Below are 13,472 nucleotides of genomic sequence, written 5' to 3' on the forward strand. Positions count from 1 at the left end.
TCACTATCCGCCCGACTTCCTCGCCGTTTCGCGTACGCGCGTCAGAGGGTAGGTGACCGTACGTCCCCTCGCCCCCGGACACAGATGCAGGCTGATGCGAAACCGATTTCTGGACCTCCTGCGCTTCCTGGCCATCGTTCGAGTCGTCGTCTACCACGTCACCGGTTGGGCGACGCTCACGCTCGTCTTCCCGGCGATGTCGGTGATGTTCGCCCTCGCCGGTTCGCTGATGGCGGCGTCGCTGGGGCGGTCGGGGGCACCGGCGGTCGGCCGGCGGCTGCGCCGCCTGCTGCCGTCGCTGTGGGTGCTCGCCGCGGTCTTCGTCCCGGCGATGCTGCTCACCGGGCTGCCGTTGACCCCGAAGGTCCTGCTCTGGCTGTTCCCGGTGGCCGACCCGCCCGCCAACTACTGGGGTGCCCTGGCGCTGAGCCCGATCTGGTACCTGCGCGACTACCTCTGGTTCGTGCTCGCCTCACCGGTGGCGCTGTGGCTTTTCCGGCGCGCGCCGCTGCCCACCCTCCTCGCCCCGTACGCGGTGCTCGCGGCCATCGAGTCCGGCGTGTACGCGAGCGCGCCGGCGGCGGTCCAGCAGTTCGGGCTGTACTTCGGGGCCTGGCTGCTCGGCTTCGCCCACCAGGACGGGACGCTGCGCCGCCTCGCCAACCGGGTGCTCTGGCCGGCCGCCACCGTCCTCGTGGCCGCCGGCGGGGCGTGGATCCTCACCCACCCCGGGCCGCGCGGCTACGACCTCAACGACATCCCGCTCGGCAATGCCCTCTGGTCGGCCGGCTTCATCCTGGTCCTGCTCGGCCGGGGGCCGGCGAGCGCGGCGTGGGTGGACCGGAACGCGCTGTTCGGTCGGGTGGTCACCGTCCTCAACCGCCGGGCGCTGACCGTCTACCTCTGGCACATGGCGTTCGTCGTCGCGCTCACCCCGCTGGTGGACGTGGTCGGCTGGTCGCACCAGGACCCGGTCGGCCTGGCCATCCGGATCGCGCTGATCTTCGCGCTCGTCGGCGTCGTCACGCTGCTCGTCGGGTGGGTGGAGGACGTGGCCGCCCGGCGCCCGCCCGAGCTGGTCCCCGGCGCGCGGCGACCGGTTCCCGCCGGCCCCGGACATCCGGTCCGGCGGCCGGCGGGCCACCCCGGTACGCCGGCCCGCGGGAACACGGCAGCGCCGACCGGCCGGGCGGTCGTGCCGGGGCAGCGCATCCGGGAGCCGGAGACGGTGGAGATCACCGCTGGGAGACCGTGAGGTCCCCGCTGCCCGTGGCGACGTCGAGCACCAGCGTCGCCGTCGGTACGTTCGGCACGCCCAGCTCCGCGTGGCCCGAGCCCACCTCGGAGCGCACCTGGTAGCTGCCGGCCGGGACGGTCAGCTCGACGTCCCCGCTGGAGGCGTGCGCCCGGACCGAGGCGGGCGTGGCCAGCTCGACCGTCACCCGGCCCGAGTTCGCCTCGGCGTCGACGCCGCCGCCCAGCCGGCGGGCCGTGATGTCGCCGGACGACGCCCGCAGCCGCACCGGCGCGGTCACGTCGACCACCTCGATGTCGCCGGAGCCGGTCTCGACGCGTACCGGGCCGCCGGCGCCGGCCACCCGGACGTCGCCGGAGCCCACCGTCACGTCCACCGCGCCGGCCCGGCTCACGTCGACGTCCCCGGAGCCGGTCTCGCCCTTCACCGCGACGCCGGGCGGGGCGGTCACCTCGTAGGAGATGCTGCACCGGGGACCGCAGTCGGTGTCCAGCACCAGCTCCGTGCCGTCGACGCGGTACGTCGTCGTCGGCTGGTCGCTCTGGTAGCGCACCACCCGCTTGATCCGCACCGACCCGGGTGCGCCGGTGGCCCGTACGACCACGTCACCGGCACCGGGCAGCACCCGTACGGTGGTGATCTTCACCGCCTCCGTGTTGTCGAAGTCGAGCCGGCGGAACGACAGGCTGTCACACCCGGCGACGACGATGAGCGTGGCGGCCGCGAGCGCGGCGGTGCTCCGGTGCAGTGCCATGGCCAGGACGCTACGGCCGCGGGCCGGTCCGCCGCATCGGGGGCCGTCCGGCGTCCACCCCGAACCGACCCTGATTTCCCACCCCGAGGGAGAATGGCCCGATGGCCGGGTACCGCCGACAGCTCTACCGCGACGACGCGGTGGTGCTGCGCGTGCAGAAGCTCGGCGAGTCCGACCGCATCATCACCCTGCTCACGCGCCGGCACGGGCGGCTGCGGGCGGTGGCCCGCGGGGTGCGGCGCACCACCAGCAAGTTCGGGGCGCGGCTGGAGCCGTTCGGTCACGTCGACCTCCAGCTCGCCGGCGACCCGAAGGGCAACCACGGCAGCTCGCTGCACACGGTGAGCCAGGTCGAGGGCATCGACCTGTACGGCAAGCGTTTCCTCGGCGACTACCCCCGCTACACGGCGGCGAGCGCGATCTGCGAGACGGCCGAACGGCTCACCCCGGTGGAGCGGGAGCCGTCGCTGCGGCTGTTCCAGCTCACCCTCGGTGCGCTGCGGGCTCTCGCCGACGGGGAGCACGCCACCACCCTGGTGCTGGACGCGTACCTGCTGCGCGGCATGGCTCTCGCCGGCTGGGCGCCGGCGCTGACCGCGTGCGCGGTCTGCGGCACCCCCGGGCGGCACCGGGCCTTCTCCGTCCCCGCCGGGGGCGCGGTCTGCCCGGACTGCCGGCCGCCCGGCGCCGCCCACCCCGCGCCGGCCACGATCGACCTGATGTCCGCGCTGACCACCGGCGACTGGCGGGTCGCCGACGCCACCGAGACCGGCGTACGCCGGGAGTGCAGCGGCCTCGTCGCGGCGCACCTGCAGTGGCATCTGGAACGCGCGCTACGCTCGCTGCCGCTGGTGGACCGGGGCGCTCCGGCGGCCGGTGCGGTCCCGACGCCCGCCGGCCCGCCCGCCACCCGGGCGGCCGCCGACCCGGCCGGGCGACCTGCCGGCGGGCCGGCCGCCGAGCCGGACGGGGGACCGGCGGGGCGCAGGACGTGAGCAGAAAGAGAGTGCAGTGATCCGATCGATGAGGGGCGCCCGGCGCGAGCCGGTGCCACCGACCCCGCACCCGTCCGGCGCCCGCCCGCCGGCGCTGCCGAAGGAGGCGCTACCCCGGCACGTCGCGGTGGTGATGGACGGCAACGGCCGGTGGGCCAAGGAGCGCGGCCTGCCCCGCACCAAGGGGCACGAGGCCGGCGAGTTCTCGCTCTTCGACACCATCGAGGGTGCGATCGAGCTGGGCATCCCGTACCTGTCGGCGTACGCGTTCTCCACCGAGAACTGGCGGCGCTCGCCCGACGAGGTGCGCTTCCTGATGGGCTTCAACCGGGACGTGATCCGCCGCCGCCGGGACCAGCTCGTCGACCTCGGTGTCCGGGTCGTCTGGTCGGGGCGGGCCGGCCGACTGTGGAAGAGCGTGATCTCCGAGCTGCAGACCGCCGAGGAGATGTCCCGGGGCAACTCGACGCTGACGCTCCAGTTCTGCGTCAACTACGGCGGGCAGGCCGAGATCGCCGACGCCGCCGCCGCGATCGCCCGAGACGCCGCGGCCGGCCGGCTGGACCCGGCGAAGGTCAGCGAGAAGACGATCGCGAAGTACCTCTACCACCCGGAGGTCCCCGACGTGGACCTCTTCCTGCGCCCGTCCGGCGAGCAGCGCACCTCGAACTTCCTGCTCTGGCAGAGCGCGTACGCCGAGCTGGTCTTCCTGGACACGCTCTGGCCGGACTTCGACCGCCGGCACCTCTGGTACGCCTGCGAGCTGTACGCCCAGCGGGACCGCCGCTTCGGCGGCGCGCTGCCCAATCCGGTCGCACCCACCACCTGACGCTTACCGGGCGGCCGCGCCGGGTACCTCTCCGGTCAGCAGTCACTGACGGAGGTGAACCACGATGATCCAGAAGCGGATCGCCCAGTGGGCGTTCATGGCCCTCGCCGTGCCGGTCGCGGCCGCGGGCGCGCGCAAGCTCAGCCACACGATCGAGGCCCGGCGGGGCCCGTCCGGCATCTCCCGCCTGCTCAGCAAGGGCGCCGACATGCTCCGCCCGCAGAAGGCCAAGCGCCGCCGCTTCTTCTGAGCACCCCGCGACCCCGACGCCGCCCCCGGCCTGGCCGGGGGCGGCGTCGCGCGTTCCGGGGTGGCCCGGACGCGGGGCGGCCTACGATCGGGACAGGGGGTGGGAGATGCGGGAGCTGCGGTACAAGATGCTCATGGCGTTGAACGCGGCGGACATCGGTGAGCCCATCTGCGGGCAGGTGGCGGAGATCTGCGCCGAGATCGCCGAGCAGCACTGCCAGGAGCTGGGTCACGCCGTGCAGGTCCGCTCGGGCGAGATCGGCGAGCTGGCCACCGGAGAGCCGGCGCTGACCTGGGCGCCCACCGAGACCGGGCAGCGCGCCTGGTGACCGCGCCCGCTCCCGCCGTCGACATCCGGCGCGCCGCCGACCGGTTCCACACCCGGATCTCCTGGCTCGACTCCAAGCACTCCTTCTCGTTCTCGCGGCACTACGACCCCGCCAACACCCACCACGGCCTGCTGCTGGTCAACAACGACGACGTGGTGCGTCCCGGCGCCGGGTTCGAGACCCATCCCCACGAGGACATGGAGATCGTCACCTGGGTGCTGCGCGGCTCACTTGTCCACCAGGACTCCACCGGCCACTCCGGCGTGATCTACCCCGGCCTGGCGCAGCGGATGAGCGCGGGCACCGGCATCCTGCACTCGGAGAAGAACGACTCCTGGCGCCTCGACGGCCGGGACCCGCACACCGACCCGGTCCACTTCGTGCAGATGTGGGTCGTGCCCGACGAGGCGGGCGTCGACCCGGGCTACGAGCAGCTCGAGATCGACGACCAGTTGCTGCGCGGCGGCCTGGTGCCGGTGGCCTCCGGCATGGACCGGTACGCGGGCGAATCGGCGATCCGCATCCGCAACCGGTACGCCACCCTGCACGCCGCCCGCCTGCGGCCCGGCGACGAGGTGAACCTGCCGGACGCGCCGTTCGTCCACCTCTACGTGCCGGACGGCGCGGTCACGCTGGAGGGCAGCGGCCTGCTCGGTGCCGGCGACGCGGCCCGCCTGACCATGGCCGGCGGCCAGCGCGTGGCGGCAACAGAACCAGCGGAGATCCTGGTCTGGGAGATGCACGCCACGCTCGCCTGACCCGCCCCGCCCACCTCTCGCGATCTTGCACTTTCGGCCCTCGATCTGCACCTCCTGCCCCGATTCGTCCGGGCAGAAAGTGCAAGATCGCGGCTCAGAGGGGGGTTAGGCCTCGACCTCGCGGCGGTCGGCGGTGGCCCACAACGTGTGGAACGAGCCGTCGCGGTCCACCCGGCGGTAGGTGTGGGCACCGAAGTTGTCGCGGAGGCCCTGGATCAGCGCTGCGGGCAGGCGGTCGGCGCGCAGGGCGTCGAAGTAGGACAGCGACGACGAGAACGCCGGGGCCGGCACGCCGGCCCGGGCCGCCTCGGCGACCACCCGCCGCCAGCTCGGCACCCCGTCGCGCACGGTGTCGGCGAACCACGGCGCCACCAGCAGGGTGGGCAGGTCGGGCTGGTCGTCGTACGCCTGCCGGATCCGGTCGAGGAAGCGCGCCCGGATGATGCAGCCGCCCCGCCAGATCGTGGCGGTGCCGCCCAGGTCGATGTCCCAGTCGTACTCCCGGCTGCCGGCGCGGATCTGGTCGAAGCCCTGCGCGTACGCGACGATCTTGCTGGCCAGCAGCGCGCGCCGCACGTCCTCGACGAAGGTCTCCCGGTCGTCGACCCGCCACGTCGCGCCCGCCGCGGGGAACGCCCGCCGCGCGGCCTCCCGCTGGCCGGCGTGGCCGGAGAGCGACCGCGCGAACGTCGCCTCGGCGATGCCGGTGATCGGGATGCCCAGGTCGAGGGCGCTCTGCACGGTCCAGCGGCCGGTGCCCTTCTGCTCGGCCTGGTCCAGCACGACGTCGACGAACGCGCGCCCGGTCGCGTCGCCGTGCGCGAGCACGTCGGCGGTGATCTCGATGAGGAACGACTCCAGCTCGCCGGAGTTCCACTCCCGGAAGATGTCGGCGATCTCCGCCGGTTCCGCTCCCAGACCCGCCCGCAGCAGGTCGTACGCCTCGGCGATGAGCTGCATGTCGGCGTACTCGATGCCGTTGTGGACCATCTTCACGAAGTGCCCGGCGCCGTCCGGCCCGATGTGCCGGCAGCACGGCACGCCGTCGACCTGCGCGGCGATCTTCTCGAAGATCGGCCCGAGCTTCCGGTACGACTCGGCCGACCCGCCCGGCATGATGCTCGGGCCCCGCAACGCGCCCTCCTCGCCGCCGGAGACGCCGGTGCCGACGACGTGCAGCCCCTGCTTGCGCAGCGCCTCCTCGCGACGCCGGGTGTCGGCGAAGTGCGCGTTGCCGCAGTCCACGATGATGTCGCCGGCGTCGAGCAGCGGGACCAGCTCGTCGATGACCGCGTCGGTCGGGCCTCCGGCCTTGACCATCACGATGACCGCCCGGGGGCGCTCCAGCGCGGCGACGAAGTCGGCCAGCGACTCGGCGGGCACGAACCGCCCCTCGTCCCCGTGCTCGGCGACAAGGCTGCGCGTACGCTCCGGCGAGCGGTTGTGCACCGCCACGGCGAAACCGTTGCGGGCCAGGTTCCGGGCCAGGTTACGGCCCATCACCGCCAGCCCCGTCACCCCGATCTGGGCAGTCGCCTGCTCGGTCATCCGTCCGCCGCCTTCCGCCGTCGTCAGCCTGTCGCTGCGACCGTATCGCGGCGTCCGGGGGAGGGGGTTCGGTCGTCGACAGTGTGTCACCGACCCGGCGCGTCCGGTCGCCGGTGCCGCTCCAGCCGTCGCCGCCCGCAGCGGCCCGATCCCGCCGGCGCCGTAATTCGGCTGCGCCGGCCGGCGGGCGAGGTTAGGCTGCCGGCATGCGCAACTGACGCCCCTTTCCCGAGCCGGGTCCGCCGCCGTCGCGGCCTGACCCGCGTGCTCCCGGGCGTCCGCGTCTCCCCACCCGCCGTCGGGCGGTGGTGTCCTCCGTGGTCGTTCCCGGGCAGCAGTCCCCACCCGCTGGGCCGCCGTCGGCGGCGGCCACGAGACGCAGCGGGTCCACCGGCCACCGGCCGGGGTACCCGCCGAGTGAGGAGGCACGGATGCCCACCAAGCGCAGCGCCCGGAAGTCCCGCACCACCCGTCCCACCCCCGAGGTCGCGGACCTCACGCCGGCGAACCTCGACCAGGTCGCGGTGGCGCCGGTCCCGGCCCTGCCGGCGGCCCGCCCGGCGGCGCCGAAGGCCGGTCCGCCGGTCACCAGCGCGCCCGGCGTCGGGCGCGGCCAGCGGGCCGGCCAGGTCCGCCGGTACGCCTTCCGGCGCAGCTGATCCGCTGATCGTGGACGGTCACCTCGACGGGTGACCGTCCACGGTCGTCAGCGCCGCCGGGCCAGCCCGATCAGCCGATCAGCGGGCGGAACGTGCCGAGGAGGACGCTGGCGGTCAGCGCGCCGCCCGCCAGGACGGCCGCTCCGGCGACCAGGAGCGCGTCGGCTTTGCCGAAGTGCTGGCGGCGGGCCACCGTACGTGGGGTGGTGGCGTCGAAGCCGCGCGCGTCCATCGCCACGGCCAGCCGGGTGCCCCGGCGGATCGCGCCGACCAGAAGCGTGAACGCGGTCGAGGCGAAGAGCCGCAGCCGGGCCAGCGGGTTGCGGCCGGCGTCCACGCCCCGGGCCCGGCGCGCCATGCTGATCATCCGCCACTCCTGACCGAGCAGCGGCACCAGCCGGAACGCGGCCAGCGCCCCGTACGCGAAGCGGGCCGGCGCCTTCGCGTTCTGCACCAGCGCGTCGGCCAGGTCGGTCGGGTCCGTCGTGGCGACGACGATCACCCCGGGCAGCGCCACCGCGAACATGCGCAGCACCAGGCCGAGCGCGGTGAGCAGCACGCCGGAGGTCACCACCACCGGACCGGCGTCGACGAGGACGCGGCCGGAGCGCTCGGCCGCGAACAGCACCAGCGTGACCAGGATGCCGCCCGCGCTCGCGAGCAGCGGCCACGCCCGGCGGGCCAGCACGCGCAGGCGTACGCCGAACAGCGGCAGCGCGGCCAGCTCGACCGCGATGGCGATCGCCGGGGCCACCGGGTCCAGGGTCGCGACCAGGGCGACCGAGAAGACCAGGGCCGCCGCGAGCTTCGCCACCGGGTTGCGTCGGGCCAGCGGCGCGTCCGGCCGGGCGACCGGTTCCAGGCCGATCATCGGCGCTCCAGGAGCACCTGGCGGTCGGCCAGGGCCGCCACGAACTCCGCGTCGTGGGTCACCGTCACCACGCCGTGCCCGGCGTCACGCAGGTCCGCGAAGAGGTCCACCAGCTCCAGCCACGTCCGCCGGTCCTGACCGAAGGTGGGTTCGTCGCAGATCAGCAGGCGGGGCGCCGTGGCCAGGGCCGTCGCCACGCTCAGCCGCCGCGCCTCGCCACCCGACAGGGTGTACGGGTTCGCGGCCGCCAACGCCGACAACCGCAGCCGTTCGAGCAGAGCGTCCACCGTGGAGCGCACCTCGGGCTCGGGCCGGCCGGTGCGGCGCGGGCCCAGCGCCAGCTCGTCGAAGACGGTGCTGGTGACGAACTGGTGCTCCGGATCCTGGAAGACCGAGCCGATCCGGCGGGCCAGGGCTGGTGCCCGCCAGCGGTGCGGGGGAGTGCGGACGTCGCCGCCGGCCAGCTCCGCGGTGGCGGTGACCTGTCCGGTGCCGGGTTTGAGCAGCCCGCCCAGCAGAAGGGCCAGGGTGGACTTGCCGGCGCCGTTCGGGCCGAGGACGGCGAGCGCCTCGCCGCCGCGTACGGCCAGGTCGACGGCGCCCAGCCGGGGCGGCAGGCCGAGCCCCTCGGCGGCGAGCAGCACGTCGCCGGCCGGCGCGGTGGCGCGGCGGGGCGGTATCGGACGGCCGGGCACCCAGACCCCCTCGGCGGCGAGCGCGTCGCCGTGCGCGGCGAAGACGGCCTCCGGCGTGCCGTCGGCCCGGACGCCGCCGCCCGGTTCGAGCACGACCACCCGGTCGACCAGCGGCAGCGACTCGGCGACCCGGTGTTCGACGAGGATCAGGGTGGTGTCGGCGTCCCGCGTCCGGGCGACCGCGTTGCGGACCAGGGCCGCGCCGGTCGGGTCCAGGTTGGCGGTGGGCTCGTCGAGCAGCAGCAGGCCTGGGCGCAGGGCGAGCACCCCGGCGAGGGCGAGGCGCTGCTGCTCCCCGCCGGAGAGCGCGGCGGTGGGGCGGTCCCGGTCGTACGGGAAGCCGACCCGCCGCAGCGCCTCGTCCACCCGGGGCCAGATCTCCTCGGCCGGTACCCCGCGGTTCTCCAGCCCGAACGCGACGTCGTCGCCGGAGCGCGCCATCACGAGCTGGCTCTCCGGGTCCTGGAAGACGATGCCCACCCGCTCGCGGGCCTTCGACGGGTCCAGCCCGTCGATCTCGACGGTGCCCTCCTGCTCGCCGGTGTCCTCGGGAAGCAGCCCGGCCAGCGCCGCGAGCAAGGTGCTCTTCCCCGCCCCCGAGGGCCCCAGCAGCAGCACCCGCTCCCCGTGCTCCACCCGCAGATCGAGGTCCCGGACCGCCCACCGCTTCCGCCCGGCATGCCGCCACCCGAACCCCCGCAGGGTCACCGCCGCCACGGCCCACCTCCCTCCACCCCACCCACCGGCCCGTGCCGGTCCACCGGCCCGCGCCGGTCCACCGGCCCGTTGATCAAGAGGCTTGCGTCGGGGAAACGCCCCCTGGTTGACGCAAATCTCTTGATCAACGAGGAGCGGGCGGTGTGCGCGCTCAGACGGCGGCGCGTTCGCGGCCGGCCGGGAAGCGGTCCAGGGCACCCGTGCCGGCGAGGGCGCGGGTCAGGTACCAGGCGCCGGCGCCCGCGATCAGCGTCGCGCTGACGATCGTGAGCAGCGCGTACGGGATCCGGTAGCTGCCCATCGCGTACTCGACGTTCCAGACGAAGAAGTCGAACAGCGCCGCGCCGAGACCGGTCAGCGCACCGGCGAGGAGCGCGGTCGGCAGCCGGAACGAGCGGTAACGGAACGCCGCGAAGGCCAGTTCGGCCCCGAGCCCCTGGATCAGGCCCTGGACGATCGTGATGCCGCCCCACTCCGAGCCGAGCAGCGCGGAGACCGTCGCGGCGACCGCCTCGCAGAACAGCGCGGCACCGGGCTTGCGGATCACCAGGCCACCGAGGACGGCCGGCACCAGCCAGACGCCGTACATGATCGCCTGGGCCGCCGGGAAGAAGGCGAAGGCCGGGTCGACGCCCCGCCAGAGCAGGCCCCAGGCCCAGAAGATGACGCCGAAGGCCACCGCGATGACGGCCGCGACGATCACGTCGACGGTGCGCCACCGGGTGGTGGTGGGTTGAGTCATTGAGTGCTCCCAGTCCTTGGTGCGAACCAGGAGAAGACGCACGCCGCGCCCGGTGTGGCCGGACGGCGGCGCGGCTGGAGGTCGACCGAACTCCCTGCGCTGGCATTACCCAGATCAGGTTCGAGGGTCTGCGGGCTGTGCCCGCACTCTCAGCGCTGTGCGCTCCCCTGTCGGATGTGAAGTTGTTCCACCGACGCTAACACCCCTGAAGATCATCCAGCAAAGTGATCTCCGAGCAGGTCAGCGCGGGATTGCCGGTCTTTTCGTGGAGTCCATCGACCGGGCCCGCTCCGGCCGGTAGTCTCAGGCCGCCGGTCCGCCCCCGGCAGAAGGAAGAGCACGTGACGCCGGAGACGCCCGCCGCACCCGACGGCGCCGCCACGACCGCCACTGTCGACGCGGCCGCGCCGGACGTACCCCCGAAGGTGCCGCCACCGGCCGGCGGTGCCGAGCCCCGGCGGTGGCTGGGGGACCGGATCGGGTCGGTCGAGGTCCTCGCCGCGCTGCTCGTGCTGCTGATCATCTTCCGGGAGCCGCTCGCCGGCGCGCTCTCGACGCCCCGGCTCCAGACCTGGACGACGGTGTTCGTGTCGGTGATGGTGCAGGCGGTGCCGTTCCTGGTCTTCGGGGTGCTGCTCTCCGCGGTGATCGCGGTGTTCGTACCCCGGTCGTTCTGGGCCCGGGCGCTGCCGAAGCATCCGGCTGCCGCGGTGCCGGTGGCCAGCGCGGCCGGCGTCGTGCTGCCGGGCTGCGAGTGCGGCTCGGTGCCGATCGCCGGGTCGCTGATCCGGCGGGGCGTCACCCCGGCCGCCGCGCTGGCGTTCCTGCTCGCCGCACCGGCCATCAACCCGATCGTGCTCACCGCCACCGCGGTGGCCTTCCCCAACAACCCGGAGATGGTCCTCGCCCGCGGGCTGGCCAGCCTGGTCGTGGCGATGGTGATGGGCTGGCTGTGGCTGCGCCTCGGCCGGGCCGACTGGATCCGGCTGCCGCGCCGGCCGGAGCTGGATGACGCCTCCCGGGGCCGGGCGTTCTGGGCGGCGGTCCGGCACGACGTCACCCACGCCGGCGGCTTCCTCGTCCTCGGGGCGATGGCCGCCGCCAGCATCAACGTGCTGGTGCCCGAGCGGTGGTTGCAGACCCTCGCCGACAACGCGGTGCTGTCGGTGCTGGCGTTGGCGGTGCTCGCCGTCCTGCTCTCCATCTGCTCGGAGGCCGACGCCTTCGTCGCGGCCTCGCTGTCGCAGTTCTCGCTCACGTCCCGGCTGGTGTTCCTGGTGGTGGGTCCGATGGTGGATCTCAAGCTCATCTCGATGCAGGCCGGCGTCTTCGGCCGGCGGTTCGCGCTGCGGTTCGCCCCGGCCACCTTCGCGGTGGCGGTGGCGGTCGCCGTCGGCGCCGGGGCGGTGCTGCTGTGAACCGCCAGGCGCAGGCGGTGGTCCTGCTGCTGCTCGGCGGTGCGGTGATCCGGGCCTGCTTCACCGACCTCTACCTCAACTACGTCAAGGAGGGGCTGCGTCCCTTCCTGATCGCCGCCGGGGTGCTGCTGGTCGCCGCCGCCGTCATGACCCTCTGGTACGAGCTGCGCCCCGTCCCCCGCGCCGCGGCCACCGGGGACGGACCCGGTCAGCCGGAAGCCCGCGCCGGTGGCCACGACGACCACGACCACCACGACCACCACGACGACCACGACCACCACGACCACCACGACGGCCACGGCCACCATGAGCCGCGGGTCGGCTGGTTGCTCATCCTGCCGGTGCTGGGCCTGCTGCTCGTCGCCCCGCCGGCCCTCGGCTCGTACGCCGCCGGCCAGGCCGGGACCGCCCTCGCCAGCCAGCAGCAGCCGTCCGACTACCCGCCGTTGCCCGAGGGCGACCCGGTGCGGGTGAGCGTGCTCGACTACGCCTCCCGGGCGCTGTTCGACAAGGGCGCGTCCATCGGGGACCGGCGGGTCCAGGTCACCGGTTTCATCACCGCCGGCCCGGACGGGCAGCCGATCCTCGCGCGGATGGTCCTCTCCTGCTGCGCCGCCGACGGCCGCCCGGTCAAGCTGGGCATGACCGGCAACGCGCCCGCCGGCCTCGCGGACGACACCTGGGTGGAGGTGACCGGCCGCTACAGCGACCGGATCGGGCGCGACGCGGTGAACGACGCCGAGATCCCCTACCTCGACGTGGAGTCGTGGCGGCAGGTGCCCGCCCCCAAGCAACCGTACGAGTGAGGTCGGTCCGGGTACGCTGTCGATCATGCGCATCGACGCCCGGGAGTACACCTTCGACGTACGCGCCGGTGGTCCGGAGGACGGTCCGCCCGTTCTCCTGCTGCACGGCTTCCCGCAGCACGGCGGCGAGTGGGACGACGTGGTGCCGGCCCTGCACGCCGCCGGGCTGCGTACGTACGCCCTCGACCAGCGGGGATACTCGCCCGGTGCGCGCCCGGAGGCCGTCGAGGCGTACCGGCTGGCGGAGCTGGTCGCCGACGCCGCCGCCGTGCTGGACGCGCTCGGTGTCGACGCGGCCCACGTCGTCGGGCACGACTGGGGAGCCGTCGTCGGCTGGGGCCTGGCCGCCGACCACCCCGACCGGGTACGGACGCTGACCGCCGTCTCCGTGCCGCACCCCGCCGCGATGGCGCACGCGCTCGAGGTGGACCCGCAGCAGAAGGCCCGCTCCGCGTACATGGTCCTGTTCCGGCAGGCCGGCAAGGCGGAGAAGGCGCTGCTGGCGTTGAAGGCAACCGGGCTGCGCCGGATGCTGTCCGGCGTCGGCGACGCCGACCGGGTGGCCGCGTACGCCGAGCCGATGCGCGCCCCCGGCGCGCTCACCGGCGCGCTGAACTGGTACCGGGCGATGTCCCGGGAGGACCTGGCGGCCGTCGGGGCGGCGCGGGTGCCCACCACGTACGTCTGGAGCGACCGCGACATCGCGATCGGCCGGACGGCCGCCGAGGCCTGCGCGGGGCACGTGACCGGCGACTACCGGTTCGTGGAGCTGGCCGGGGTGAGCCACTGGATCCCCGACGAGGCGCCCTCGCCGCTGGCCGAGGCGATCCTGGCCCGGATCCAGGGC

Annotated in this window: 15 protein-coding genes and 1 riboswitch; of the genes, 10 read left to right on the forward strand and 5 right to left on the reverse strand. The window is 74.4% G+C overall.

The window, feature by feature from the left end:
• Nucleotides 1-94 precede the first annotated feature (94 nt).
• Nucleotides 95-1,255 (forward strand): acyltransferase family protein, encoded by a 1,161-nt coding sequence (locus HCJ94_RS23030; RefSeq protein WP_168003124.1) that lies wholly within the window; start codon nucleotides 95-97, stop codon nucleotides 1,253-1,255.
• Here HCJ94_RS23030 and HCJ94_RS23035 read toward each other — a convergent pair.
• Nucleotides 1,236-2,009, reverse strand: coding sequence for a DUF4097 family beta strand repeat-containing protein (locus HCJ94_RS23035; protein ID WP_168003125.1), 774 nt, complete (start codon nucleotides 2,007-2,009; stop codon nucleotides 1,236-1,238). The genes HCJ94_RS23030 and HCJ94_RS23035 overlap by 20 nt on opposite strands.
• A gap of 101 nt (nucleotides 2,010-2,110) precedes the next feature.
• Between HCJ94_RS23035 and recO the strand changes: the two genes are divergently transcribed.
• From recO to HCJ94_RS23060, 5 genes are all read left to right on the forward strand, one after another.
• Complete coding sequence (recO, locus tag HCJ94_RS23040) at nucleotides 2,111-3,004, forward strand: DNA repair protein RecO (protein ID WP_240944440.1); 894 nt, start codon at nucleotides 2,111-2,113, stop codon at nucleotides 3,002-3,004.
• Nucleotides 3,005-3,032: 28 nt separating this feature from the next.
• Nucleotides 3,033-3,833, forward strand: a complete 801-nt coding sequence (locus HCJ94_RS23045; protein WP_168003126.1) for an isoprenyl transferase — start codon at nucleotides 3,033-3,035, stop codon at nucleotides 3,831-3,833.
• A gap of 64 nt (nucleotides 3,834-3,897) precedes the next feature.
• On the forward strand, nucleotides 3,898-4,083 hold the full coding sequence (locus HCJ94_RS23050) for a hypothetical protein (protein ID WP_168003127.1): 186 nt from the start codon (nucleotides 3,898-3,900) through the stop codon (nucleotides 4,081-4,083).
• 106 nt (nucleotides 4,084-4,189) lie between these two features.
• On the forward strand, nucleotides 4,190-4,411 hold the full coding sequence (locus HCJ94_RS23055; protein WP_168003128.1) for a thioredoxin reductase: 222 nt from the start codon (nucleotides 4,190-4,192) through the stop codon (nucleotides 4,409-4,411).
• Nucleotides 4,408-5,169, forward strand: a complete 762-nt coding sequence (locus HCJ94_RS23060) for a pirin family protein (RefSeq protein WP_168003129.1) — start codon at nucleotides 4,408-4,410, stop codon at nucleotides 5,167-5,169. The genes HCJ94_RS23055 and HCJ94_RS23060 overlap by 4 nt, the downstream gene beginning before the upstream one ends.
• A 105-nt stretch (nucleotides 5,170-5,274) precedes the next feature.
• Here the strand turns inward: HCJ94_RS23060 and gnd are convergent, their stop codons facing one another.
• Nucleotides 5,275-6,717, reverse strand: coding sequence for an NADP-dependent phosphogluconate dehydrogenase (gnd, locus tag HCJ94_RS23065; protein WP_168003130.1), 1,443 nt, complete (start codon nucleotides 6,715-6,717; stop codon nucleotides 5,275-5,277).
• Between the two features lie 431 nt (nucleotides 6,718-7,148).
• Between gnd and HCJ94_RS23070 the strand changes: the two genes are divergently transcribed.
• Nucleotides 7,149-7,376 (forward strand): hypothetical protein, encoded by a 228-nt coding sequence (locus HCJ94_RS23070; RefSeq protein ID WP_168003131.1) that lies wholly within the window; start codon nucleotides 7,149-7,151, stop codon nucleotides 7,374-7,376.
• Nucleotides 7,377-7,446: 70 nt separating this feature from the next.
• On the opposite strand, the gene HCJ94_RS23075 is transcribed toward HCJ94_RS23070, so the two are convergent.
• From HCJ94_RS23075 to HCJ94_RS23085, 3 genes are all read right to left on the reverse strand, one after another.
• Nucleotides 7,447-8,247, reverse strand: coding sequence for an energy-coupling factor transporter transmembrane component T family protein (locus HCJ94_RS23075; RefSeq protein WP_168003132.1), 801 nt, complete (start codon nucleotides 8,245-8,247; stop codon nucleotides 7,447-7,449).
• Nucleotides 8,244-9,659 carry an ABC transporter ATP-binding protein gene (locus HCJ94_RS23080; protein WP_168003133.1) on the reverse strand — a complete coding sequence of 472 codons (1,416 nt, stop codon included), beginning with the start codon at nucleotides 9,657-9,659 and terminating at the stop codon, nucleotides 8,244-8,246. The genes HCJ94_RS23075 and HCJ94_RS23080 overlap by 4 nt, the downstream gene beginning before the upstream one ends.
• 151 nt (nucleotides 9,660-9,810) lie before the next feature.
• Nucleotides 9,811-10,401, reverse strand: coding sequence for an ECF transporter S component (locus HCJ94_RS23085; protein ID WP_168003134.1), 591 nt, complete (start codon nucleotides 10,399-10,401; stop codon nucleotides 9,811-9,813).
• A gap of 73 nt (nucleotides 10,402-10,474) precedes the next feature.
• Nucleotides 10,475-10,580, reverse strand: a riboswitch (TPP riboswitch).
• Between the two features lie 246 nt (nucleotides 10,581-10,826).
• On the opposite strand from HCJ94_RS23085, the gene HCJ94_RS23090 reads away from it, so the two are divergent.
• From HCJ94_RS23090 to HCJ94_RS23100, 3 genes are all read left to right on the forward strand, one after another.
• Nucleotides 10,827-11,819, forward strand: coding sequence for a permease (locus HCJ94_RS23090; RefSeq protein WP_168003143.1), 993 nt, complete (start codon nucleotides 10,827-10,829; stop codon nucleotides 11,817-11,819).
• Nucleotides 11,816-12,625 (forward strand): TIGR03943 family putative permease subunit, encoded by an 810-nt coding sequence (locus HCJ94_RS23095; RefSeq protein WP_168003135.1) that lies wholly within the window; start codon nucleotides 11,816-11,818, stop codon nucleotides 12,623-12,625. The genes HCJ94_RS23090 and HCJ94_RS23095 overlap by 4 nt, the downstream gene beginning before the upstream one ends.
• A 25-nt stretch (nucleotides 12,626-12,650) precedes the next feature.
• Nucleotides 12,651-13,472, forward strand: an 822-nt coding sequence (locus HCJ94_RS23100; protein ID WP_168003136.1) for an alpha/beta fold hydrolase, incomplete at its 3' end; no start/stop codon positions are given.

The sequence above is a fragment of the Micromonospora thermarum genome (genome assembly GCF_012034245.1).
Taxonomy (GTDB): Bacteria; Actinomycetota; Actinomycetes; order Mycobacteriales; family Micromonosporaceae; genus Micromonospora; species Micromonospora thermarum.

Excerpts from the sequence above, each read along its gene's own strand:
- HCJ94_RS23030 (WP_168003124.1), top strand. The coding sequence starts at position 95 with ATGCGAAACCGATTTCTGGACCTCCTGCGCTTCCTGGCCATCGTTCGA.
- recO (WP_240944440.1), top strand. The coding sequence starts at position 2,111 with ATGGCCGGGTACCGCCGACAGCTCTACCGCGACGACGCGGTGGTGCTG.
- HCJ94_RS23050 (WP_168003127.1), top strand. The coding sequence starts at position 3,898 with ATGATCCAGAAGCGGATCGCCCAGTGGGCGTTCATGGCCCTCGCCGTG.
- HCJ94_RS23055 (WP_168003128.1), top strand. The coding sequence starts at position 4,190 with ATGCGGGAGCTGCGGTACAAGATGCTCATGGCGTTGAACGCGGCGGAC.
- HCJ94_RS23035 (WP_168003125.1), bottom strand. The coding sequence starts at position 2,009 with ATGGCACTGCACCGGAGCACCGCCGCGCTCGCGGCCGCCACGCTCATC.
- HCJ94_RS23045 (WP_168003126.1), top strand. The coding sequence starts at position 3,033 with ATGAGGGGCGCCCGGCGCGAGCCGGTGCCACCGACCCCGCACCCGTCC.
- gnd (WP_168003130.1), bottom strand. The coding sequence starts at position 6,717 with ATGACCGAGCAGGCGACTGCCCAGATCGGGGTGACGGGGCTGGCGGTG.
- HCJ94_RS23085 (WP_168003134.1), bottom strand. The coding sequence starts at position 10,401 with ATGACTCAACCCACCACCACCCGGTGGCGCACCGTCGACGTGATCGTC.
- HCJ94_RS23075 (WP_168003132.1), bottom strand. The coding sequence starts at position 8,247 with ATGATCGGCCTGGAACCGGTCGCCCGGCCGGACGCGCCGCTGGCCCGA.
- HCJ94_RS23070 (WP_168003131.1), top strand. The coding sequence starts at position 7,149 with ATGCCCACCAAGCGCAGCGCCCGGAAGTCCCGCACCACCCGTCCCACC.